The 23,619-nt window shown below is 41.5% G+C and carries 21 protein-coding genes and 1 pseudogene; 13 read left to right on the top strand and 9 right to left on the bottom strand.

The features are described from left to right. Window positions 1-75: 75 nt before the first annotated feature. Window positions 76-777: a DUF4276 family protein gene (locus ACE3JL_RS21155; RefSeq protein ID WP_375328307.1), complete on the bottom strand. Its 702-nt coding sequence runs from the start codon at window positions 775-777 to the stop codon at window positions 76-78. A 264-nt stretch (window positions 778-1,041) separates the two neighbouring features. Between ACE3JL_RS21155 and ACE3JL_RS21150 the strand changes: the two are divergent. Then, window positions 1,042-2,256 (top strand): annotated as a pseudogene (locus ACE3JL_RS21150) (ISL3 family transposase). Here ACE3JL_RS21150 and ACE3JL_RS21145 read toward each other — a convergent pair. After that, a complete protein-coding gene (locus ACE3JL_RS21145) occupies window positions 2,233-3,642 on the bottom strand; it encodes an AAA family ATPase (RefSeq protein WP_375328306.1) in 1,410 nt (469 codons plus the stop codon). The pseudogene ACE3JL_RS21150 and the gene ACE3JL_RS21145 sit on opposite strands and share 24 nt — an antisense overlap. Before the next feature lie 1,014 nt (window positions 3,643-4,656). Between ACE3JL_RS21145 and ribD the strand changes: the two genes are divergently transcribed. The 5 genes from ribD (at window position 4,657) to ACE3JL_RS21120 (ending at window position 10,547) form a co-directional block, all read left to right on the top strand. Beyond that, window positions 4,657-5,754, top strand: coding sequence for a bifunctional diaminohydroxyphosphoribosylaminopyrimidine deaminase/5-amino-6-(5-phosphoribosylamino)uracil reductase RibD (ribD, locus tag ACE3JL_RS21140; RefSeq protein ID WP_375328305.1), 1,098 nt, complete (start codon window positions 4,657-4,659; stop codon window positions 5,752-5,754). A 60-nt stretch (window positions 5,755-5,814) separates the two neighbouring features. After that, a complete protein-coding gene (locus ACE3JL_RS21135) occupies window positions 5,815-5,955 on the top strand; it encodes a hypothetical protein (RefSeq protein WP_375328304.1) in 141 nt (46 codons plus the stop codon). Window positions 5,956-5,992: 37 nt separating this feature from the next. Continuing rightward, window positions 5,993-7,966 (top strand): molecular chaperone HtpG, encoded by a 1,974-nt coding sequence (gene htpG, locus ACE3JL_RS21130; protein ID WP_375329640.1) that lies wholly within the window; start codon window positions 5,993-5,995, stop codon window positions 7,964-7,966. Between the two features lie 496 nt (window positions 7,967-8,462). Further along, window positions 8,463-9,965 carry a DEAD/DEAH box helicase gene (locus ACE3JL_RS21125; RefSeq protein WP_271988426.1) on the top strand — a complete coding sequence of 501 codons (1,503 nt, stop codon included), beginning with the start codon at window positions 8,463-8,465 and terminating at the stop codon, window positions 9,963-9,965. Between the two features lie 231 nt (window positions 9,966-10,196). Further along, the gene (locus tag ACE3JL_RS21120; RefSeq protein WP_271988427.1) at window positions 10,197-10,547 is read left to right on the top strand and encodes a 4a-hydroxytetrahydrobiopterin dehydratase; all 351 of its coding nucleotides are present in this window, start codon (window positions 10,197-10,199) and stop codon (window positions 10,545-10,547) included. Here the strand turns inward: ACE3JL_RS21120 and ACE3JL_RS21115 are convergent. Further along, window positions 10,544-11,422 (bottom strand): NAD(P)-dependent oxidoreductase, encoded by an 879-nt coding sequence (locus ACE3JL_RS21115; RefSeq protein ID WP_271988428.1) that lies wholly within the window; start codon window positions 11,420-11,422, stop codon window positions 10,544-10,546. The two genes, ACE3JL_RS21120 and ACE3JL_RS21115, sit on opposite strands and share 4 nt — an antisense overlap. Before the next feature lie 87 nt (window positions 11,423-11,509). Between ACE3JL_RS21115 and ACE3JL_RS21110 the strand changes: the two genes are divergently transcribed. From ACE3JL_RS21110 to ACE3JL_RS21100, 3 genes are all read left to right on the top strand, one after another. Next, the gene (locus ACE3JL_RS21110; protein ID WP_375328303.1) at window positions 11,510-12,850 is read left to right on the top strand and encodes an ArnT family glycosyltransferase; all 1,341 of its coding nucleotides are present in this window, start codon (window positions 11,510-11,512) and stop codon (window positions 12,848-12,850) included. A 282-nt stretch (window positions 12,851-13,132) separates the two neighbouring features. Next, entirely contained in the window at window positions 13,133-14,842 is a 1,710-nt protein-coding gene (menD, locus tag ACE3JL_RS21105) for a 2-succinyl-5-enolpyruvyl-6-hydroxy-3-cyclohexene-1-carboxylic-acid synthase (protein WP_375328302.1), read from the top strand. 219 nt (window positions 14,843-15,061) lie between these two features. Beyond that, complete coding sequence (locus tag ACE3JL_RS21100) at window positions 15,062-16,291, top strand: hypothetical protein (RefSeq protein WP_271988431.1); 1,230 nt, start codon at window positions 15,062-15,064, stop codon at window positions 16,289-16,291. 6 nt (window positions 16,292-16,297) lie between these two features. On the opposite strand, the gene ACE3JL_RS21095 is transcribed toward ACE3JL_RS21100, so the two are convergent. Both ACE3JL_RS21095 and ACE3JL_RS21090 read right to left on the bottom strand, forming a co-directional pair. Continuing rightward, window positions 16,298-16,708: a salt stress protein, Slr1339 family gene (locus ACE3JL_RS21095; RefSeq protein ID WP_271988432.1), complete on the bottom strand. Its 411-nt coding sequence runs from the start codon at window positions 16,706-16,708 to the stop codon at window positions 16,298-16,300. A gap of 175 nt (window positions 16,709-16,883) precedes the next feature. Continuing rightward, entirely contained in the window at window positions 16,884-17,141 is a 258-nt protein-coding gene (locus ACE3JL_RS21090; protein WP_271988433.1) for a chlororespiratory reduction protein 7, read from the bottom strand. A gap of 31 nt (window positions 17,142-17,172) precedes the next feature. Here ACE3JL_RS21090 and ACE3JL_RS21085 point away from each other — a divergent pair, with 31 nt between their 5' ends. The 4 genes from ACE3JL_RS21085 (at window position 17,173) to ACE3JL_RS21070 (ending at window position 20,595) form a co-directional block, all read left to right on the top strand. Continuing rightward, the gene (locus tag ACE3JL_RS21085; RefSeq protein WP_375328301.1) at window positions 17,173-18,648 is read left to right on the top strand and encodes a YdiU family protein; all 1,476 of its coding nucleotides are present in this window, start codon (window positions 17,173-17,175) and stop codon (window positions 18,646-18,648) included. A gap of 290 nt (window positions 18,649-18,938) precedes the next feature. Further along, entirely contained in the window at window positions 18,939-19,181 is a 243-nt protein-coding gene (locus ACE3JL_RS21080) for an AbrB/MazE/SpoVT family DNA-binding domain-containing protein (RefSeq protein ID WP_016514853.1), read from the top strand. Continuing rightward, window positions 19,175-19,495 carry a type II toxin-antitoxin system PemK/MazF family toxin gene (locus ACE3JL_RS21075; protein WP_375328300.1) on the top strand — a complete coding sequence of 107 codons (321 nt, stop codon included), beginning with the start codon at window positions 19,175-19,177 and terminating at the stop codon, window positions 19,493-19,495. The genes ACE3JL_RS21080 and ACE3JL_RS21075 overlap by 7 nt, the downstream gene beginning before the upstream one ends. 395 nt (window positions 19,496-19,890) lie before the next feature. Further along, the gene (locus tag ACE3JL_RS21070; protein WP_002737990.1) at window positions 19,891-20,595 is read left to right on the top strand and encodes a Holliday junction resolvase-like protein; all 705 of its coding nucleotides are present in this window, start codon (window positions 19,891-19,893) and stop codon (window positions 20,593-20,595) included. A gap of 546 nt (window positions 20,596-21,141) precedes the next feature. On the opposite strand, the gene ACE3JL_RS21065 is transcribed toward ACE3JL_RS21070, so the two are convergent. The 4 genes from ACE3JL_RS21065 to rplL form a co-directional block, all read right to left on the bottom strand. After that, window positions 21,142-22,134, bottom strand: a complete 993-nt coding sequence (locus ACE3JL_RS21065) for a 30S ribosomal protein S1 (protein ID WP_150977470.1) — start codon at window positions 22,132-22,134, stop codon at window positions 21,142-21,144. 232 nt (window positions 22,135-22,366) lie between these two features. Next, window positions 22,367-22,882, bottom strand: a complete 516-nt coding sequence (gene nrdR / locus ACE3JL_RS21060) for a transcriptional regulator NrdR (protein WP_271988436.1) — start codon at window positions 22,880-22,882, stop codon at window positions 22,367-22,369. Window positions 22,883-23,009: 127 nt separating this feature from the next. Then, window positions 23,010-23,105 (bottom strand): photosystem II reaction center protein T, encoded by a 96-nt coding sequence (locus ACE3JL_RS21055; RefSeq protein WP_012267019.1) that lies wholly within the window; start codon window positions 23,103-23,105, stop codon window positions 23,010-23,012. A 104-nt stretch (window positions 23,106-23,209) separates the two neighbouring features. Beyond that, window positions 23,210-23,602: a 50S ribosomal protein L7/L12 gene (gene rplL / locus ACE3JL_RS21050; protein ID WP_002781111.1), complete on the bottom strand. Its 393-nt coding sequence runs from the start codon at window positions 23,600-23,602 to the stop codon at window positions 23,210-23,212. Window positions 23,603-23,619: the final 17 nt, after the last annotated feature.

Here is a 23,619-nt window from a genome sequence, read left to right as displayed (position 1 = left end):
GAATAGGGTTTTAGGTTGGAGGCAATTAACCATCTCTGCCATTACTTTAGAAAAATGGTATTAGCAAGATCCTATTCACGTTTGATCAGGATTATCCTCTATATTGTTGACTTTCGTTAATTGTGGAAAAATATCTCGTACTGCCTTTTCAAATTTTTTGTAGGAAGATAAGGATTCTAATTTCGACAATTCGATTTTTGTACCAAGCGGTGAATATAAATCGTCAATTTTTAGTTTATTTCGATACCGTTTAGTCATACCTTCTCTGGCTTTATTGATGGCATTTTTAATCGTTTCTTTCGGATTGCTAAAAGATTCGGGATCTTTATCGATTGCCAACTCACTATCACTTTTATTTGTACACAATTCTTTTTTTAGTAATTCTTTGTCTGCTAATATCCAGGCTTCAGTCATTTGTATTGGAACGATAGCAACTAAATTTTTACATAAGTCTCGCTCGTCTGATTTAATAGCATTAAAAGCCGGATCAATTCTTTCCTTAAATGCGTTTTCATCTGTTTTATCATCTGCGTCTGCATGGAAGCACAAAACCATTGCTCCCTTCTCCACCGCTTGAATTGCGTATTTTTTAGCTTTTTCTCGGATATTTTCGCCAGAGATTTGTGGAAGACAAATTGGTTCAAAAATTTCTATTTCTTGTTCATCGTCAAAAGCAACTCTCTCGAAAGTGCGCTGAATAATATTCGGTAAAAATCTATGATCGGAACTGCCTTCTGTAGCTAAGGCAATAATTATTTGTTTGGGTTTTTTGACCATCTTAATTGATTTATGTTAATTGGTTTTGTTGATTTTTAATATTTTTAATCGCACTTTCAGCATCAGCAGTTTTTAGATATTCGGGCTCTTCGGTAACTGTTATGCAAATAATTAACTTAAAATAAAATTCGATGAGAGAGCCTACGCCCAAAAATAGCTGAAACCAATACAGGAAAAGGTTTAAGGCACAAACTGGTTAATACAAAAAGATAGACAATCGAGTTAAGATTTGATATAATAGCCAAAAACCAGAGTATTTTACTTATGATACTTGACAAATTTTTGAACCTAGAAGGAACCTCTATTCAAGGCTATCTACACCTAGAAAATATCGGTATAGTTTGACCAGTCGAATCGAAAAATAAAAAAGCAGTCTGTCCTCGTTGTGGGTTAGAGAGCGATAAACTCCACCAAAATCATCGACATTTAGTCAAAGATTTACCGCTCTCAGGTCAACCAGTGTACCTACAAGTTAATCGTCGTCAATTTAAGTGCGGTAATTGTCAGAAACCCTTTAGCGAAGAGTTAGATTTTGTCGGCAAGAAACGAACCTATACGAAAAGACTAGCCGAGAATATACTCGAACAATTAAAATCAGGAGATATTTTAAATGTTAGCCGAAGAAATGACGTAACGGAAGAAGAGATTCAAAGAATGATAGAGGACATAGCTGAAGAAATTACAGAGACAGACCTATCGAAATTAAAAAGACTAGGAATTGATGAAATCGCTCTAGTCAAAGGACAAAAAAATTACTGTGCGGTTTTAGTAAATTTAGATACGGGAAAACTAATAGCTATTCTAGAGAAGCGAACACAAGAAGAATTGAGGGAAACGCTTACAGGGTGGGGAAAAGAGGTATTAGAGCAAATTGAAGAAGTCAGCATAGACCTTTGGTTGCCCTATAAAAATTTGGTGAAAGAATTGATGCCATCGGCCGAGGTAGTCGCCGATAGATTCCATGTAATGAAACAAATTAATCAAGAGTTAGACGAACAAAGAAAAGCAGAAAAAAGAGCCGTAGAAGCGCAGAAAAATAAAAAACAGAAAGCGGAAAAAGAAGCAAAGCTAGAAGTTTTAAAGCGAAGTAAATATAGCTTGTTAAAAAATGAAAAAGATTTAACGGAAACCCAAAAAATTAAACTAGAAGCTATCAAAGAAAATTTTCCAAATTTGAAAAAGATGCAGGAGTTAAAGGAAGAATTGAGAAAGATTTATGAAACCTCAGAGAATCCGACAGAAGGACTGCTATCTATCTCAGAATGGTTGGCAAAATCCTCCAGTGTTTTTACCAAGAGTTGTCAAACAATCCGAAACTGGTTTGGAGAAATTATTAGTTATTTCGAGCGAAGGACCACGAATGGGGTGGTCGAGGGAATCAACAATAAACTTAAACTAATAAAACGGAGAGCCTATGGCTTTAGAAACTTTCGGAATTTTTGGGTTAGAAGTATGTTATCTTGGCATCTTGTTTGTTGATTTAGCATAAAGGGTAACGAAGAGCCGATATTCGACAACTTCCGAGAGAGTTAGCTTGGCCTCATTTTCGGAGAAAAATAAGGTTAATTGCTTTTTATTATCTTTGATAACAGGGTGAAAATTACTGCTTTTCATCTTAATTCGCTTCCCTTCAATAGTGGATATTATAGTGGTAAGCTGAGAAAGCCAAATGCTGACATTTTCATCATCTTGCCAATTAATTAATTGACTCACCAGAACCGGAGAATGAGTGTTCACTATTACTTGGCGTAAAGGCATTTCAGTATCTTCAAAATCGACAGTTAGCTCTTTTAATAATCTTGCCATTGCTTCAATATGAAAAGGATGAATGCCATTTTCTGGCTCTTCAAAACACAGTAATCCTGTGTGTTGTCGGTCGTATTGCAGGACACATAATGTTAATAAACGTAGGGTTCCTTCGGAAAGCACTCTCGAAGAAAACTCCCGACCATCATCACCTTTTACCTTGATAATAAATTGTCGATTTGCTTTGTCATCATAAACATTAACTTCTGTGAGATTCGGTAGCAGATTATTGAGATCACGGGAAATTGCTGTGAGGTTATATTTATCATCTTGTTTGATGCGAAATAAAGCAGCAGCTAAATTCTTTCCGCTTGCTGTTATTGTATCTCTGATGCCCATATCTTGACGAGTAGGTTCTCGCAGATCTTCGGGATTAAGCTGCATAAACTTCCAACTCAGCATTTCTTGTTTGGCGGCTAATATATGTTTAAAATCTATGGTATTAATGCTGCTTAAAACAGTTTGTGATGCGTTTTTTGCGGGAAATACTTTTTTATTTCCTTGTTGACCGTCTTGAGGTACAACAATGGTAGCAATACCACTAATATCTTCAGTCTTAATATAAGGAATGGCTCTCCTACCCGTTACTTTTGGTCGCCAAGTTTCCAATACTGTCTTGGGAATATAATTTTTTACCCAATTATCTTCATTGTGCTTTAAATTTTCTAAACGTTCATCAACAATATACAAGTTTTCAAATCCACTTATATTAGACTCCCGTTTAATTTTTAATTGATAGCGTAATCTTGTATATTTAAGATCAACTTCCCCACCCCAATTATCTTTTACCTTGCGATTGACTAACATTTCAACTATAAATTCCATTTCCGTGGCGTAGTCGTCCTCATCATACTGGGTAAAAAGTTCGCTAGGATGTCCTCGCTGCTCGCTAAAAGCCGTCTTCAGATCCACTTCTGCCAACCGCGCCAACAATTGCAAAGCATCAAATAAATTACTCTTACCAGAAGCATTAACCCCAGCGACTACAGTAAGCGGCGTGAATACCATTTCAAAATTATGAAAGGATTTAAAGCCATGAATTTTAATATAAGTAATCATAGTTTTAGGCGATAGGTAATATGAAAACATCAGCGCAACATTTAACCATACTGGACAATCTTCTCAACTGTTGCCCGATACTGTCCCACTATAACCTAGACAAAGGATCGATTGTTTTGGTTTTGTCTCTGGTGTGGTAGAATTTACAGAGAACTGTTCGGATTGATGACTTTTTTGCTGATTGTTTTTCCTAGAAAAGGGTAGTTTAGGGATCATTGGTTGACGATGGTTGTTGATGGCATACAGCAGTTACTTTATTCCTCTGGTACAGCCAATTCCTTATTGGGTAAGCTTTTCAGGTTGGAGAATTTACCAGAACAAACACGAATCCGCCGTAACAATATTATAACTACAGTGTAATCATTGATCTTATCGGATAAATTAGCCGTCAAGGAGAATAATTTCGAGAAAAACCACGTTGATACTTTCCAGTCTGCGGAAGTTGACATTCCGAAGAACAAATAGGAGACTCTTTATTTATAAGGCAAGCTTTTTGATTTCGGGTGCGTCTAGGTTCACTCTTTTTCTTGTTCTTGTTGAGATTGGGATAGCCCCTATCCTAATCTCCTAAAATACAAGGATGCGTTAATATTAATATAACGCACCAAGAAAAAAGGATCAATAATTTGGTGGGTTACGGCGAACACAAAATCAATACTAAACTGTAGCAGTTACCGTCGCCTAAACCACCCTACAGTTGAACTCACCTGCCATTTTAGCCTATTTTCCAGCATTAGTCGATTTTGGTTGGTCGGGTGCAATGATTTGTTAGATATCAAATTCGATTACAGTAGTAATGGAAGCTATAAGTTCCAGCATTATAATTTCAAAAATGGGTAGTGTTCTGACTCTTTGGATAAGACAAGTCACAATGAATAGACTGACCACCTCGCAGAAATACGATCCACAGGTCTAGAACATTACCCATAATTCATAAATTTATAATTGATAATTTATAATTTATAATTCCCACTGATCACTGATAAAGTCTCCCCTCCTTTGGAGAAATAAACCATGGCCGAGGCAACGGAATTCGATCGCAAAATGATGCAAAGATGTCTAACCCTTGCTAGGCAAGCCTTGGGGCGGACTTCTCCTAATCCTTTGGTGGGTTCTGTGATCGTTCAAGAGGGTATAATTATCGGCGAAGGTTTTCACCCGGGGGCCGGACAACCCCATGCAGAAGTTTTCGCCCTGAGACAGGCGGCAGAAAAAGCGCGTGGTGCCACTTTATACGTCAATCTAGAACCCTGTAACCACTATGGACGTACTCCCCCCTGTAGCGAGGCAATTGTGCGAGCAGGCATTAAAAAAGTGGTGGTAGGGATGATCGATCCTAATCCCCTGGTGGCGGGGAAAGGCATTCAAAGACTAGCATCGGTAGGCATCGAGACGCTGGTGGGGGTGGAGGAGTCCGAATGTCGTCAACTCAATCAGGGTTTTATCCATCGCATCACCACTAAAAAACCCTTCGGTATCCTCAAATATGCCATGACTCTCGATGGCAAAATTGCCGCTACTAGCGGTCATAGCGCTTGGATTACTAGCCCCGCTTCTCGCCAAATAGTCCATCAACTGCGATCGGCCTGTGATGCGATTATTGTCGGCGGTAGTACTGTCCGTCAAGATAATCCCCACCTCACCACTCACGGCCTCTCCGATCATAATCCCCTGCGCGTGGTCATGACTCGATCGCTCGATTTACCACCCTCGGCCCATCTTTGGGATACCAGTCAATTTCCCACCCTTGTCTATACACAAATTAATTCTAATGTCAAGCTTAAGCAACAATTATTAACAAAAGGCGTGGAAGTGATCGAACTCACCGAGGTGACACCCACTTTAGTGATGGAAAATCTTGATCAAAGGGGATTTTGTCAGGTTTTGTGGGAATGCGGCGGCGGTTTAAGTGCGGCAGCGATCGCTGAGGGCATGGTACAAAAAATTATCGCTTTTATCGCGCCCAAAATCATCGGGGGAATTAATGCACCTACTGCCGTGGGTGATTTAGGTTTCCAGTTAATGAGCGAAGCTTTACAGCTAGAAAATGTCACGGTTAATTATCTCAATCCCGATATTTTGATTGAGGGATATCTGCAAAGTGAACAGTAGAGCTACTGCAATTCTGGCTCAATCGGCAAATCTCAACCAACCGCTTGCAAAAGTCAAAAAGTGATCAATAACCCTGATTTTTGCGATCGAGTTCTAGAAATCGCCCCGCTGCCGTTAAATCCCTTGATCGGTACGGTTATCCCCCTAGAGGAAGTTGGGCAATCGCTCTGTGATCAGTGCTGCCATTATCGAGCAGAATAAAAAAGTTAGAATAGTCAAGCCCTTAGTGATTGAACGTATGACGGTACTCGAAAAAGGTAATATCACGATTCATACCGAGAATATCTTCCCTATTATCAAAAAATCCCTCTACACTGACCATGAAATTTTTCTGCGGGAATTGATATCTAATAGTGTTGATGCCATCTCGAAATTTAAAATGGCTTCCTTAGCAGGAGAAGCGAGAGGAGAAGTCCCCGAACCAGAAATTAATCTCGCCATCGACAAAGAAAATCGTACCCTATCAATTACCGATAATGGGATCGGGATGACGGGGGAAGAAATCAAGAAATATATTAACCAGGTTGCCTTTTCCAGTGCGGAAGAATTTATCAATAAATACCAAAAATCAGCCAACGATTTAATCGGTCATTTTGGCCTAGGTTTTTACTCGGCTTTTATGGTGGCTAAAAAGGTAGAAATTGATACCCTTTCCTATCAGGAAGGTGCTACCCCTGTCCATTGGTGCTGTGATGGCTCTCCGGAGTTTGAATTAACCGATTCTTCCCGCAGCCAAATCGGCACCACTATCACCCTAACTTTAATGGATGAGGAAGGGGAATATTTAGAACCTGCCCGCATTCGCCAGTTAGTCAAAACCTACTCAGATTTTATGCCCGTTCCCATTAAAATTGATGGGGAAGTGATTAATCAACAACGGGCTTTATGGAAAGAATCTTCTCAAAATCTGACGAAAGAAGACTACCTAGAATTTTATCGTTATCTCTATCCTTTCCAAGAAGAACCTTTACTCTGGGTACATCTGAATACCGATTATCCTTTCTTGCTCAATGGTATTCTCTATTTTCCCAAACTCAGACCGGATGTGGATGTCTCAAAAGGACAATTAAAGTTATTCTGTAATCAGGTTTTTGTCAGCGATCATTGCGAGGAAATTATTCCCGATTTCCTGATGCCCTTGCGAGGAGTTATCGATAGTCCAGATATTCCTTTAAATGTGTCTCGAAGTGCTTTAACCAAAGATCGCACCGTTCGCCGTATTGCCGATTTTATTGCCAAAAAAATTGCTGATCGCCTCAAATCTCTCTACAATGAAGACGCAAAAGAATATATTCGTTGTTGGGGAGATGTGGGAACTTTTATTAAATTTGGTTCCTTAAAAGAGGATAAATTTAAACAGCAGGTAGAAGATATTTTAATCTATCGGACTACCTACAAACCCCCAGAAACCCCAGTACAAGTGGAAGTGCAAACCGCCGAAGGTGACGCATGGCAAGAAACAACGGCGAAAACTCCCCTAGAAGCGATCGAACAGGAAGGTTATACTACTCTCAAAGCCTACCTAGAACGCCATAAAGAACGCCACGAAAATCGAGTTTTTTACTGTACCGATCCTCGTAGCCAATCCACTTACGTTGAACTCTACAAAAATCAAGGGTTAGAAATCCTCTTCTTTGATTCTTTCATCGATACTAATTACTTTATTCCTTTCCTAGAAAGAGAATATTCTGATGTGAAATTCACCCGGGTTGATTCTGAATTAGACTCGACGCTGCTCGAACAGGATCAAGCTAGTGAAATTATCGATCCGGGTAGTAATAAAACCAGGGCCGAATTAATCAAAGAAATCTTCGCCAAAGCTCTCGATAATTCTCGCATCAATATCAAAACTGAAGCCTTGAAATCCGATGATCCCCAAGGTACTCCCCCGGCAATTGTCTTACTTCCAGAAGCGATGCGACGCTTACAGGAAATGACGGCAATGATGCAACAAAAAGCCATGGCTTTCCCCGAAGAACATATTCTGATGATTAATACTAATCATCCCTTAATTCAACAAATTATCCAGATTAGTCAGGGAAGTATTGTTACTGGTAGTGGTGACTCTCCATCGGCGCAATTAGCGAAAATGCTCTGTCAGCACGTTTATGATTTAGCTTTAATTGCTCAAAAAGGATTTGATGCTGAGGGAATGCAAGCTTTTGTGGAACGTTCCAATCGCGTTTTGACTAAGCTAACCGAAAAGATTTAATCTATTGCTAAACTTTGGCTGTTCCGATATGCTGAGAGTGTGTTAATTCACACTCTATTTTTTTAACAAGATGAATTGGCTCTCTTGACATCATGGTGTAAAGTGTTCGTAAATTTTACATTTTGGGCGCAAGCATTGCGCCCCTACATTACCCCGCATTAGTTTTTCTGTAGGGGCGTAGGGCGTAAGTCCTCCCTTAAATAAATATAAGCCATCAGCCTTGAATCAGTGATCAGTTATCAGATGTAAGTTTTCAGTTCACTTATACTGTTTACTGTTTACTGATAAGCTGTTCGTAATTTAAATTGCTTGTTGAGACGAGGCAAAAGGCAAGAGGCAAAAGGCAACAGTAAAGGGATTGGGGGGGGGCGGCTAATCTAAGAATAAGCGGTTTAAATGCGTCTTAGCTTAACTGTTTACTGATAACTGATAACTGATAACTGATAACTGATGACTGATAACTGATAACTGATAACTGATAACTGATAACTGAAAAATGCGCTTACCCACCCTCAAATATGAGCGAGGAACCTTAATTCTCCATCCACCACCAAAAGGGAAAAAATGGCTAGATTTTGCCACTTGGGATGATCGTATCGAAAGATTTCGCATTTTGGCCATTCATTATCGTCCTCTCGTGGAAACTCTACAGGAGGAGGGCATTAACTTCCAAGATGAAGCAAAAGCTTTTAACAATTTAGAATTAATTGCCAGTTTTGAACGGGAACCCTACCCCCATCAAACGGAAGCGTTAATCGCTTGGAAAAAATCCCAGAGAAGGGGTGTTATTGTCCTTCCCACCGCTGCCGGTAAAACCTATCTTGCCCAATTAGCTCTACAATCGACTCCCCGCAGCACTTTAATTATCGTGCCGACTATTGATTTAATGCACCAGTGGTATGCCCAGATGTTGGCGGCTTTTCCCGATGCCGAGGTGGGATTATTAGGGGGAGGTTCTAAGGATAATAGTGCTATTTTAATCGCCACCTATCAAAGTGCGGCAATTTATTCAGAAACTCTTGGCAATCGTTACGCTTTTTTAATTTTTGATGAATGTCATCATTTACCATCGGATTTCTTTCGGAAAATAGCGGAAGATTCGATCGCACCCTATCGTTTAGGCTTAACAGCAACACCGGATCGCGGTGATGGTAGTCATCAAGATTTAGATTATCTTATTGGTGCAATTGTTTATCAAAAAAGTCCCCAAGACTTGTCAGGAAAAGCCCTAGCGGATCATGAAATAATTCAAATCAAAGTGAAACTATCTGCCAAAGAACAGGAAAAATATCAAGAAGCAATTAAAATTCGCAATGATTTTTTAAGAAAAAATAATCTCAGTTTGTCCGGTTTAGATGGTTGGCAAAATTTTGTCATGATTAGTGCCAGAAGTAGCGAAGGGCGCCGGGCGATGTTAGCGCACCGGGAGTCGAAGGAAATATCCTCCGGAACCCAGGGAAAATTGCGGGTTTTAGCCGAGTTAATCTGTGAACACTATCCAGAAGCAATTTTAATTTTTACCAACGATAACGCCACAGTTTACCGCATTTCCGAGAGCTTTTTAATACCTGCCATAACCCATCAAACTCCCGTGAAAGAACGCCATGAAATCCTGACCCGTTTTCGTCAGGGAGAATACAAAATTCTAGTGACTTCCCATGTTCTTAATGAAGGGGTTGATGTGCCGGAAGCACGCATCGCGATTATTTTATCAGGAACCGGTTCCACGAGGGAATATATTCAGCGTTTAGGACGGGTTTTAAGAAAAGGTCAACAAGAGGATAAACGGGCGATTTTGTATGAAGTGATAGCCGAAAATACAACAGAGGAAAAAACCTCCCAACGACGACGGGGAGAGCAGAAAAATAAAACTAGCTATAAAACCAGTAATCGACAATTGGAATTATTGCCTTCTCCTCCAAAAAAATCTTTTTCTTTCCCGAAAGCTGCCGAATCTTCTACCCCTTGGGTAAGTTCTCCAGAGTCAGAGGAAGAATAGAAAATTGGTTCTTCCGAACTTACAATGTAGAAAATTCCCCAAGCTCCCTCTCTGTCCAGCAATGCTCTAAAGTTGATAAATATCAATCTAACAAAAACTCAAAGCTTTACTATACAAGCTTTACAAGCATAAGTTGTTAATAGTTTTACATGACAGGTTCGGTAGAGCCAGAAAATTTCTCTGGGGGATTTTCCTCTATAATAAAGGTAAAAAATCTGGATTGATACCCCTATGACCGAACTTGCTCAACAAAAATGTCAACCTTATCAATCGGGTTCTTCTCCTATCACTGCCGAGGAAATTATCGCTTTACAGGCTAAAATTCCCGATTGGAATCTCTTAGAATACGAGGGTATTCCCCGTCTGCAAAAACTCTATAAATTTGCCAATTTTCAAGAGGCAATCGCCTTCACTAATGCCGTGGGAGAGGCAGCGGAAAAAGAAGGTCATCACCCCGCTTTATTGACAGAATGGGGTAAAGTTACCGTTTCTTGGTGGACCCATGACGTGGGTGGATTACATCAAAATGATTTCATCATGGCTGCCCGTACCGATGATATTTATCGCCAACAAAATGCTTAATCGTAGGCGCGAATCATCGCTTGGGTTCCCTGTTTAATTCCCTTGCCTTCGTCCAATTCCGCTACTACTTTAAATAAAGCTTCTGCTAAATCTGTCCCGGGCAGAATTTCCCCGGCTGTCTGGGCAGTTTCTTTGACTAATCGCAAATCTTTTAAGATATGTTCAATCATAAAAGCCGGCTGTAAATCTTGGGCGAGGATTTTTGGTCCCAAATTTTCCAACGCCCAAGAACCTGCCGCCCCCGTTTTACAGACTTCTATGACTAAATTGGGGTCTAATCCTTGAATTTTTGCCATTTTTAGAGCCTCACACAGCGCCACCATGTGAACCGCCCCCAAGACTTGATTACAGAGTTTTACCGCTTGTCCGTTGCCGATTTCTCCACACCAGCGAATAGTTTTGCCCATGGCTTGAAAACAGGGTAAACAAGTCTGAAAATCCGCCTCTTTCCCCCCCACCATAATAGTTAAAGTGCCGTTTTTCGCCCCAATATCCCCCCCAGAAACGGGAGCATCGAGAAAACGGAGATTATTTGCCTCTAGCTTTTCCCCAATCATCCTAGCGGCTTGAGAGCCAATGGTACTCATATCCACCACCAGAGTTCCCACCGCTGCCGATTCCATGACACCCCCCAGTCCTAAAATTACCGCTTCCACATCAGGTACATCCCCGACGCAGGTAAAGACAATCTCGGCATCCCTGACGGCGGCGGCAATATTAGAACAAATGTTCGCACCCGCTGCCCCAGCAATGGTTATCCCCGGCGCTTCTGGGCTGCGATTCCAAGCATTAACAGCAAAACCCTGACGGACAAGATTAGCTGTCATCGGCGCTCCCATTACTCCTAATCCTAAAAAGGCAATTTTTTGATTCATGCCGATTTTTCTGTCAATATCACCCTATCTATTATACCATGAAATTCTGACTCTCATTTAGTCACTGCCACTTATCCTTAATAATCGATGCCCAGCTTTTTGACTGTCCATAAATATTGGTTGATTGGAGCAATTATCACCTGCTTAGGTGCTTTTTTGCGAATCTATAATTATGATTCCTTGCCTCCGGATAATTGGACTGCTGACGAATATGCTTTTGCTTGGAGTGGCATGAGTTTATTACAAACGGGTATCCCCACCAGTTGGTCTTGGTTGAATCCCACGGATAATTTTCCTACGGTGGTTTGGGAAGCAAAAAATATCCGTTATCGTTTGGTAACTCCTTGGTTTGATCATCCTCCTTTATTTGGTTTATTGGTGGGTTTATTTGCTATTTTAGGAGGAGCAAAGACTTTTTTTGATTGCAGTTTAACTATTATTAGAGTCCCTTCTTTACTTTTAGGTATTGCTGCGATAGTTTTGGTCTATTTACTGGCTCTGAAGTTAAGTAATTTATCGATCGCTATTATCGCTAGTTTAATTTATGCCACCAATCCCAATACAGTTTTTCTATCTCGGTTAGCGATTAGTGAAAATTTAATGATTGTTTTATGCTTGTTGATCGTCTTACTTTATTGGCAATACTATCAAACTAAGCAAAAAAAATATCTCTACATCGCCGCTTGTTTAGCTGGTTTAGCTTGTTTAGTCAAAGTAACGGCTATTTATTTAGTAGCATTATTAATTGTCCTCTTGATTTACGAAAAGCAAGGACGCGAGGCTATTTATGTAACTGTGATCGGTGCTTTCTTTTTCTCTCTCTATTTTCTCTACGGTGCTATCTACGACTACGATTTTTTTCGGAAGATATTTCAAGAACAATCCCTGCGCTTCGAGGACTTTAACTTTGTCAAATATCTAATCACTCCCACGGTATTTTTTGAGGATGGTTGGTTAATTTTTAGCTGGTTAACCCTCTTACCCTTTCTGAGAAAAAATCCCGCTAGTCCCCAAGTTAGATTACTCGCTTTACCGGTAATCCTCTACAGCTTAATTTTAGTTTCCACAGGAGCGCAAAGTCACTTTTTTACTTGGTATATGATTCCTTTTTATCCGTTTATGTTTATTATTCTAGGCATCTTTCTCGATGATTTTCGCCAAGAAACGGACGGATTAACTGCCTCAATTATTTTTATCTTTCTGGGAGTTTGGTCGATTCATCTCAATCTGACAGCCTGGATTTTAGCTTCTCCCTACGGCCGCTATTATTTTATAATCGGTACGGCAGCAATTCTGGGAGTATTCTATCTCAAGGATATCTTTGGTCTCTTTAAAAAATTCTGGATCGATCGCTTTACTTTTCTGCTCTTCTTGGCCCTGCTGGCAGCTAATATCAATGTGGTATTAACCTATAAATTTTCTGGTTAAAACTTAGCAAGAAAGGAACCCGAAAAGGGATAAATTGGCCTGGGAATCGAGAGTAAACTTAACCCGGATCGCTGACTCAGGAATAACTTATTCTTAGCCAGTTCCGGCCAATGTTAAATTTATTAATAGACTGTACTGCATTTAAACTGCCTATTGAGAATTTTAGTACAAATGCTCAAACTCCTTTTCCCTGCTCATAGACAGTCTTAACGAGTAATTTAGATAGTTAACAGTTTAGACTCTTTAACTTATTGTCTCCTAACCTTTGCACTGAACTAATAAATGTCGATCGATTTTCGCAATCTTAATACACTTTGGGGTTCTATTTTAGTCGAAACATTGGCCCGTTTGGGATTGAAGATAGGGGTGGTTTCTCCCGGATCGCGATCGACTCCTTTAACGGTAGCCTTAACAAGACATCCCCAGATTGAAGCTATTCCCATCTTAGACGAGCGCTCGGCCGCCTTTTTTGCCCTGGGATTAGCCAAACAATTATATCAACCAGTGGTTTTAGTCTGCACTTCTGGCACTGCCACGGCTAATTTTTATCCCGCAGTCATTGAAGCAAAAGAAAGTCATGTCCCCTTATTAATTCTAACCGCCGATCGCCCCCCAGAATTGCGTCATGCTCATGCCGGTCAAACTATCGATCAAGTCAAACTCTACGGTAATTATCCCAACTGGCAAGCGGAAATTAGCTGTCCTAGTGCCAATATCGAGCGTTTACGCTATCTCCGTCAAACCATCATCCACGCGTGGTGGCGCTGTCTCGATCCTGTCCCCGGAGTAGTGCATCTGAACTTACCATTTCGGGATCCCCTTGCACCAACTCCCGATCTGGAAATCAGCAATTTAGAGGCTAATTTTGACCAAGAAGCTTTTTTTAGCCATATATCTCGGCCAAATATCCCCATTAACCACTCAATTCTCGAAATTCCTTCTTTACCCCGTCAAGGAATTATCATCGCGGGATTAGCTTCCCCGCAAAACCCCGAAAGTTACTGTCAGGCGATCGCTAATTTAGCTCGATCGCAACAATATCCCGTCTTAGCGGAAGCTTTATCTCCTCTGCGAAACTATGCAGGCTTAAATCCCCATCTGATCACCACCTATGATTTATTATTGCGGAATGCTGCCATTAAAACCCAATTAACCCCCGATGTTGTCCTGCAAATTGGGGAATTACCCACCAGCAAAGAATTACGGACATGGTTAGAAGAAATCGACTGTCCGCGTTGGATTATCGATCCCCATCCTGATAATTATGATCCTCTACAGGGAAAAACCAAACATCTCAGGGGAAATATCGAGCAATTAGGGCATTTATTCCCAGAAAAACCCGATAATAACCGAGAATATCGGCAATTATGGCAAAAATTCGACCAGCAAGCCAGATTTAAAATCGATCGCCTTTTGGCAGCAGAAACTAAACTGATTGAAGGAAAAATCCCCTGGCTGCTCTCCCAATACCTCCCCCCCCGCACCCCGATCTTTATCTCTAATAGTATGCCTGTTCGCTATGCCGAATTTTTTAACCCGCCTAGCGATCGCCAAATCCGTCCCTATTTTAATCGCGGGGCCAATGGCATCGATGGCAACCTCTCCACTGCAATAGGAATGGCTTATAAAAATGTCCCTAGTCTGCTATTAACGGGAGATTTAGCCCTGTTACACGATACAAATGGTTTTTTAATCAAAAAATATTTTGTTGGCTCCTTGACCATAATTTTAATTAATAACAAAGGGGGAGGCATTTTCCAGATGTTGCCGATCGCCAAATTTGACCCTCCCTTTGAAGAATTTTTTGCCACTCCCCAAAATATTGACTTTTGCCAACTCTGTCACACCTACGGTATCGATTACCATTTAATCAGTGATTGGACTGATTTTCAGCAAAAAATCGCAGTTTTACCAGAATCAGGACTAAGATTACTAGAAATATCCTGCGATCGAGCTTTTAATACTCAATGGTTCTTCAGTAATTATGTGTAGGGTGTGGGGAAGTGGGGTGTGGGAATTATGAATTATGAATTATGAATTATGAAGTGGGGTGTGGGGAGAATAAAGCTGCCTATTGCCTATTGCCTATTGCCTATTGCCTATTGCATGAGTGCCTATCCTGATAGGTAGCATATACTCAACGGATTTAGTATTAATTCCCTTTTTCGAGAAAGTGAATACAATGGGTGGAAAGCGAGTTAAAAGAGTCCGATGAATCGACAAAGACGGCAAAAATTAAGACAATTTTCTCCCCCCAGATATTCTATCTTTCCCCGGGAGCAATGGCGATGGGGAGTGACTTCTTTGGTGATTAGTTTAGTCTTGTCCCTAGTGATTTTAAAACTGAATACCTCTAGTCTCTCCACTGCAACCATAGATATTTTTAATCCCTCCACTGTGGGGGAGAATTTAGCTGGTAAGAGTCTAAATAAGTTAGAAAAACAGAAAATTGCCGAATTTTTGCAAATTAACGCGCCAGAAACCGAATTAACCCTCGATCGCACTCCTTTGTTTATTCTCCACGATACAGCTTGGAGCATGACTGCGGGTAACATCGAAGAACAGAAAAAATATGCTCGCGGTCCGATGAAATTGGGTCCGAATGTTTACATCCCCCGCAAACCGAATTCTAGGGATAGAGATATTTTAGACTCGATCGCCCGGCCTTTTTTTGAGCGTCACCGTCCCACGGCCACTTTTTATGAACAAGCAGCCGAAATGCTGCCCGCAGACACCAGGGATCAATTAGTGCGTCAACTGTGGCAACTTACCCCAGAAACTATCCGCGTCAAGGGTTTTGCACTTGCTTTAGAGGGTGTTCCCTTGAGTACACGATCGGCCTCTGAGTTAGAAAAAAGGGCGAGAATTTGGTTAAATACGCCTTCAGAAGCCGTATTTAAGCGTTTAGTCAAGCAATATCCCATAAATTACTTTGATGGGGCAAAAACTACCGCATTATGGGCAACAGAAGCGATTTGTCAACAGCTATCTCACCCTAATTGCGATCGCTTGCGGCCGGTTTTTGCCGAAAGAAATCGTCGGGTTATCTCCAGTGTTAACATTGAACTGGTACAAGCGCCGGGATCCCACTGTTTGACCAAAGGACGCTTGCAAACCCTCCCCGGTTACAGCGATTTTCAATACCAACAAACGGCGAAATATTATCTCCTCGCAGCCTTACAAACGGGACAATTACCGCAAATTGTCAGCCATTTTGCCGTCGATAGTTTTCTGATTAATCAAGGAAAATATCCCCATTGTGACCCCCGGGGTTTTGATCTACAACGTCTCTACAATCTCATCAGTCAAGCTTTGGATTATGACCCCGGCACTGTTTATGGTATCGTCCCTCGTTACGGCACAAATATTATAGCTGGTGATAATATTTGGTGGCATAATCGAGTTTTTGATGCGGCCAATTTACCCACAACTTTAAATTAGACCTGATCATTTAGAAATATCCACTTCTCCTAAAGCTTCTAGATAGGTAATCGCCGCTTCTAAAGGAGAATCGTAGCTATAGGAAAACTCCTCAAACCAGCGTCCTTCCTCCGATTTAACATCCAATTTATCTAACCATTGTTTTGCCTTTTTAGTTAAAGCTTCTCGCTTGCGCTGTTGTTTTAATGCCGTCGCTTTTTCTTTTTCCGCTGCCTCTTGTTGTTGCCTTTCTTGGTTTTCTAAGGCTAAAGCTTTTAAAAGGGCATCGGTAGAAGAATCGCCGGCATAATTAACCTTAAATTCGGCCGGGGAACGATCTTTTTCTTGGCGAGAAGAAGGGGACGGCATCGGTTTTTCCTGATCCCGTTTCTGGTATTCTGCCTTCATTTGTGCCAGTAAATCTTCTATTTCTCCCATAATGATCAAGTTAGAAAAGTTAAAAGTTAAAAAGATAATTGCTCTGATTGCCTCTGCCTTAATAACTAAGTAGCTGGTTATAATTAAATTGGAGATTGATCCCCCCCTTAATCCCCCCTTGATAAGGGGGGTGTCTGACAGTTTTTAACACCTAACTACTGAATAATGGGTTTCCTTATTTTTCCAAACGGACCACATACCATTGTAGATAACCCCCCTCACCCAGGTCTAACTCGCAGTAATTATCGCGCAGATAGAGAGCTTTTTCCTCAAAACTAGAGAATTTTGCCAATTGTCTGGGACAAATTTCCGGTTTTGCGGTGATTAAATCTTTTAACTTATCCCGCAACTGGTTGGGAGTCTGGAATTGTTCGGGTTGATCGGCCTCAAGGACAAGAAAATAGTCCCCTTGATACATAATAGAATCGGGCATCGCTGTTTGATAGTCTCAGTAGGAAAAATTTTTGGCTATCTTTATCACTTTATCGCCTCAAAGCTCGATCGACACCACCACTATGACAGACCATCTCACCAATCCCTTTCTCAGTCTCCCTTACGAAAGCGCCATGCAGGACTTGGGGGACCAATACTACGATCAAGTGGCGGCCGCGGATTTTCCCCGTCATATCCTTCGTTTTCGCAATGATGCTTTATTACCTTTGGTGGGAATTCAGCCAGAATTAACCTTAGATGAGCATTTTATCGAGGCTTTTGGTAAATTTCAATCCCTGACCCCTTTTTTAGCTCTACGTTACCACGGTTATCAATTTGGCGAGTATAATCCTTTCTTGGGGGATGGTCGCGGTTTTCTCTACGGTCAAGTTAGGGGTATTGATGGCAAATTATACGATTTTGGTACGAAAGGATCGGGACGGACCCCCTATTCCCGTCATGCGGACGGTAGGTTAACTCTCAAGGGTGGAGTTAGAGAAGTCTTAGCTGGGGAAGCTTTACGCAGTTTAGGGGTGAATACCTCTCGCTGTCTCAGTTTGGTGGAAACGGGAGAAGCTCTCTGGCGGGGTGATGAACCTTCCCCGACGCAATCTTCGGTGATGATTCGAGTTAGTAATTCTCATATTCGTTTCGGGACTTTTGAGCGTTTATTTCATATTAAACGTGCCGATTTAATTAAAAGACTCCTCGATCATGTGATTATTTATTATTATCCTGAAATCGATCCCCAAGATAGCGATCGCTATTTAAAATTTTACGCCGCTTTGATTGAAAGAACCGCTAAATTAGCAGCCCAATGGATGGCCGCAGGTTTTTGTCATGGGGTTCTCAATACCGATAATATGTCAATTACGGGGGAAAGTTTTGATTATGGTCCCTACGCTTTTATTCCTTCCTATAACCCCCAATTTACGGCGGCCTATTTCGACTACGGTGGCCGTTATAGTTACGGTAATCAGCCTTTTATCTGTCGTTTAAATCTAGAGTTACTGCAATCTCCCCTGTCCATGGTTGTCTCCTTGTTAGAGTTAGATATGGCCTTGGCTAACTATGACCAGCACTACAATTTTTATTATCAAAAAATGATGCTTAAAAAGTTAGGTTTTGAGGATATTTTTACTCCCGAATCCGCTTTACTGGTTAGCAAAACTGTGGAAGTTCTCCAAGAAACTGGCCTCGGTTATCACGACTTTTTCTATCAATTAAGTGAACAATTTAATTACGGTTGGCGAGAAAATAGTTCTCTAATTATTGAAAATATGGATTTACCAAAAGCTGATTGGCAACGTTGGCGAGAGTTATATAGTTTGGTCTTAAATCAATCACCCCCAGATTCCTTGTCTCAAATTGACGACACTTTAAAGCATTATAATCCTAAAACTGCTTTACTTAGACCGCTAATCGAATCGGTTTGGGAAGCAATTACCTCTAAAGACGATTGGCAACCTTTCCAGGAATTAGTGATAAAATTACAGAATAAACAGTAATTAAGTAATAAGTAGTGGTGCAAAATTAATTTCTTGGTTAGGAGAGGCAAGAGGTAGTTAGCTCTGATTTGCCTCTAGGTTTGCTTCAATACGATCTAATTGGGAACTTGGCCACCACATCTACTTACTCATCCTTAAATAAGTTGTTAGCATCCCCATCCTAGCAAATCCTGCGGATAAATTGATCAGCTTTAATCAGGCGATCGCTTTTCTGAAAAAATAGGGAGAGGCGATCTCCCTCTGATCGGTATAGATTGATATAATTATCCTATGTTTATCTGGTCGTCAAAATGTTGCTTAAAATCGTACAAATCGGTGATTCCCAAGCAATTACAATTCCTCAAGCAATCATGGAACAGTGTGAATTCACAGATGAAGTTGAGGCGATAGTTGATGGTAAAATGATTATTCTGAGTGCTAAAAAGAAGGTGAGGGAAGGTTGGGCTGAGTTATTTGATGATGCTCCTCTTGAAACCGATTTACAGGATTGGTTGGGGGTAGAAAACGAGTTTGAGCGAGAAAATCAATGGTAGAAAGATTTGCCATCCTGTTGGTGGCACTCGATCCAACTAGGGGGGCTGAACTGCAAAAAACTCGGCCTTGTGTCGTTGTTTCTCCTAGTGAGATTAATGTTCGATTAAGAACAGTCGTTATTGCACCGATCACCAGTAATGTCAAAAATTACCCAACTAGAATCACAATTGACCAAGAAAATGTGCGAGGTAGTATCGCTTTAGACCAAATTAGGGCGATTGACAAAATCCGAATTGTTGCCAAAATTGGCAGTCTAGACGAACGATTAGCCATGATAGTGGCTGATCGCCTGGTTGAATTTTTTCACTACTGATTGTTACTGAATTTATTCGGTTTTAGGATCGCTTTTTTCTAATTTGAGAGAGGGCGATCGATGTTTACCTTCTAACCATTAAGAGTGCCAAAATAATAGTAAAGTTTTGTGACAAAGTGCAGTCAGCTCTAAGAATCTTTGCTAGAATCCTAGAAGGATTCTGTGATCAGTCTCGTTAAAAGAGATTGTTTGCAGTAAACTAATCTGGCTAACAGGTTTTTGGGGCTAATATAGGGAAAGTTAACCTATATCGTTACTCTAGAGAGTGTTGTGCAGAAAGTTGACCTATAATATGTAGTTAGACCGCTCAAATTCTCGATTGGGACCTTATTTGGTGCTATCTGACGGGTATTCCTTAATTGATAAAGTCGAAGAAAAGCTGTTGGGCTTGAATAATGGAAATTGTAGTTTCATTACTGCTGGGCATAATTATTGGTAGTGCGGTCACGTATTACGTTTTGCAGAAAATAAACCTGAGAAAAACCGTTAGAGAATATGAAACTCAAATTCAAGTTTTAAAAGAACAGCATCAGCAAGCCCTTAAGGATGCCAGGAATAGAAGCTTAGATGGAAGTCGCGCTGTTATAAAGGGGAAAATAGCAGAGCAGTTAGCACCAGTTCTTCCAAATTTTAAGTATTTGCCGTCAGATGCTAGATTTATAGGCGATCCGATCGATTACGTTGTTTTTAATGGTTATACAGATATCAAAGATAACGGTGGTAACGAGAACAATTTAGAAGTTGTAATTTTAGATGTTAAAACAGGGCAAGCAAATCTATCCCAGTTGCAACAGGCTATTGCGAAAGCAATCAATGCGGGGCGAGTACGCTTTGAGGTGGTTCGACCTGAAACTTCCAAGCAAGAAGGTGCTAGAGCTTACGATAAGTCATCAGAAGAAGCTTTGCCTAAAAAGTCTTACAGCATTAAGGACATTCAGAAAACGCACCCGCGTGCTTATGAGCCTTGGACTAAAGCTGAAGATGAGCGGCTAAGGCAACGTTACAAACAAGGTATAGTGATCAACGATTTGGCTAGGGAGTTTCAAAGAAAGCCAGGAGGTATTCGTTCTCGGTTGAAGAAATTAGGGTTGCTGCAATAAACCGCAGCCTAACAATCCCGTTGGAGTTGAGGAATTTTAGCCCTAGGGTGCGTTTCCTAATCTGACTCCCACTGCTCCACCGATCGATTTTGGGGAACGTACCCTGCAGATTGATTGAAACTGTGAGTCTAAGTGCGATGCCGCTCTGGTGGACCTAGTTGAGGAATATTAGGGAAGATTCCCAATGTTTGGTTAAAATAGAGGGGCAAAAGTCGCCCCAGGGTCGCTTCAATGACAGTTAGACAACCCCGCTACAGCCAAGAAGAATTCCCTCGACGTGGTCATAAGATTTACGAATCTCAGGTACGTTCTCAATTGGGGAACTGTTTGATATTTTATACTAAATCAGTTGAGTATAGGTAACATATCAGGATAGGCAAAAGGGGGAATAAATAATCAGTTTTTAATAACTGGATTTAGTATTATCCATGGCTACAATGCACAGCAAAGGATTAAGCCTCCATCACTACTACCGAATCACCACCAAAAAATGAGCGAATGATGAGTTAAAAACTCACATCTGATAACTGATAACTGATAACTGACTTACTCCTCGGTGGCGGCGAGAACTAAATCTTCCTCCTCCAAGGCGGGGGGAACTTCGATTTCTTCCACTACTTCCGAGATAGTCCGGCCTTCCGCTTCTGCTAGACGTTTTTCTCGGTATTTAATCGCCATTTCCTCGGCTTTTTCAAACACTAACGGGCGATTTTTGAGCATATCTCCCGGTTCTGGTTCTAATTGTTTAGTCGAGAGGGAAATGCGACCTCTTTCGGCATCGAGATCGATAATCATCACTTTCAACTCATCATTGACATTGAAAACCGTGTGGGGGGTGTCAATGTGATCGTGAGAAATTTCGGAAATATGCAGTAAACCACTGACTCCACCAATATCGATGAAAGCACCGTAGGGCTTGATTCCGCGCACGGAACCGATTACCACCTGTCCCACGGCCAAACCGTTCATCTTGCGTTCCACTAAAGCACGACGATGACTTAAAACCAGACGGTTGCGATCCTCATCCACTTCCAAAAACTTTAAGGGCAATTCCTGACCGACTAAATCCTCTTTCGCCTCTCTGGTGCTAATGTGAGAACCGGGGATAAAGCCGCGAAGACCTTCAATTCTGACTAATGCCCCACCACGGTTAGTGGCGAAAACATTCGATCGCACGGTAGCATCTTCTTTTTGCAATTGACGCACCCGTTCCCAAGCGCGCATATATTCGATGCGACGGATCGACAGGGTTAGCTGTCCATCTTCATTCTCGTCGGTAAGAATGAAAAATTCCCTGGTTTCGTTGGGTTGTAAAACTTCTTCGGGATTATCGACGCGGTTGATCGACATCTCCTGTACGGGGATAAAAGCGGCGGTTTTAGCACCGATATCGATGAGAGCTCCCCGGGGTTCCATGCTGAAAACAGTCCCGGCGACAACATCTCCCGGACTGAAATGATAATCGTATTTGTCTAGAAGGGCGGCAAAATCTTCATGGGTAAAGCCTATGTTTTTGTTTGCAGTTTTTTGGGTGGTCATGTACGTTGTTTGGGCCTCGGAATTTCCGTAGGTTTTTCCTCCTATGTGATGTACAGTTTCTAAATCAAGGAGATGCCTCCTAATTTAGTTTCTAGGTAGGGCCTAGGGGATGAACTGCCGCATCCGGCTTTCCTGGAGGCAATCTGCCTCAAGAATGACTTTTAATAATCTAACCAGAGCTTGGGCTTGAAATAGCACAAGGGATCCTCATTATAACTGAATCGGGAACTATTTAAGACGAGGTGATCACGCTGGCCTCTTCCACTGGAGACCAAGAAGGATGAGTGCGTTCGATTTCAGAGGATTGCAGCAGGGCTAAAGCGGCGATAAAGTCTCTAATTCCCTGAAAATTACCGTAAACCGAAGCAAAGCGCACATAGGCCACTTCCGATTCTTGCCGGAGATATTCTAGGACTAATTGACCGATCTCCTGACTTGTTACCTCCCGTTTTGAGTCTTGCTGCAGACGGGATTCGATATCATTGACGATCGCCTCTAATCTTGAGTGAGGAATGCCGGTTTTTTCGCAAGCGCGGACGATACCCCGGAGCAGTTTGCAGCGATCAAAAGATTCCCGTTTACCATCTTTTTTAATCACCGTGATCGGCACGAATTCGATGCGCTCGTAGGTAGTGAAGCGATATTTACACTGTAAACATTCACGACGACGACGAATGCTCTGACCGTTTTCGGAGGAACGGGACTCCAAAACGCGACTATCGGTATGCTGACAATTAGGACACTGCATAGGAGGCGCTTGGTGAGGGGAACCTTTAATTTAAGCCTTTAAACACGAAAACCAGAGCCGCTAACCTGCTTTTGACAAGCGGGCGGCCCGGGGAAGAAAATTATTAACCTAAACGGAGTTAAGAAATTTACTTTTGAATCCGGGGAGGTTCCCGGAAGGCGATGGCGAAGAAAATTACCGACAAAGCCATAGTTAAAACCAAAATGTAAGCGACGCTTTCCATGGTTGGACATCCTACAAGACTGCTATAACAATCCTATAGTATCAGGAAATGAGCTTTTCGGCTTGTCTGGGGATATAGATTATATCCCCAGAATCAGTGGCCATCTATTTAACGCTAACTTTTGCCCCGGCATCTTCCAGTTTTTTCTTGACGGCGGCGGCATCATCTTTGTTAGTGCCTTCTTTAACCGCTTTGGGAGCGGCTTCTACTAGGTCTTTCGCTTCTTTGAGTCCTAAACCGGTCAATTCGCGCACTACCTTAAGGATAGCAATTTTCTTGTCGGCGGGAACTTCTTCGAGAACGACGTTAAATTCGGTTTGTTCTTCCACCGCTTCAGCAGCGGCCGCAGGAGCAGCCCCGGGGGCAGCCATAATGATGCCACCAGTGGGAGCGGCGGCACTAACTCCGAAGGTTTCTTCGATACCTTTGACTAATTCCGCAGCTTCTAAGAGGGTCAGGGTTTTGAGTTTTTCTAAGATTTCAGCTACAGCAGACATGGGTTAGACTCCTAATT

The organism is Microcystis sp. BLCC-F210, from assembly GCF_042134685.1.
Lineage (GTDB): Bacteria > Cyanobacteriota > Cyanobacteriia > Cyanobacteriales > Microcystaceae > Microcystis > Microcystis aeruginosa_D.
The sequence above is the reverse complement of the archived record's forward strand: the minus strand, read 5'-3'. Positions and strand labels throughout refer to the sequence as shown.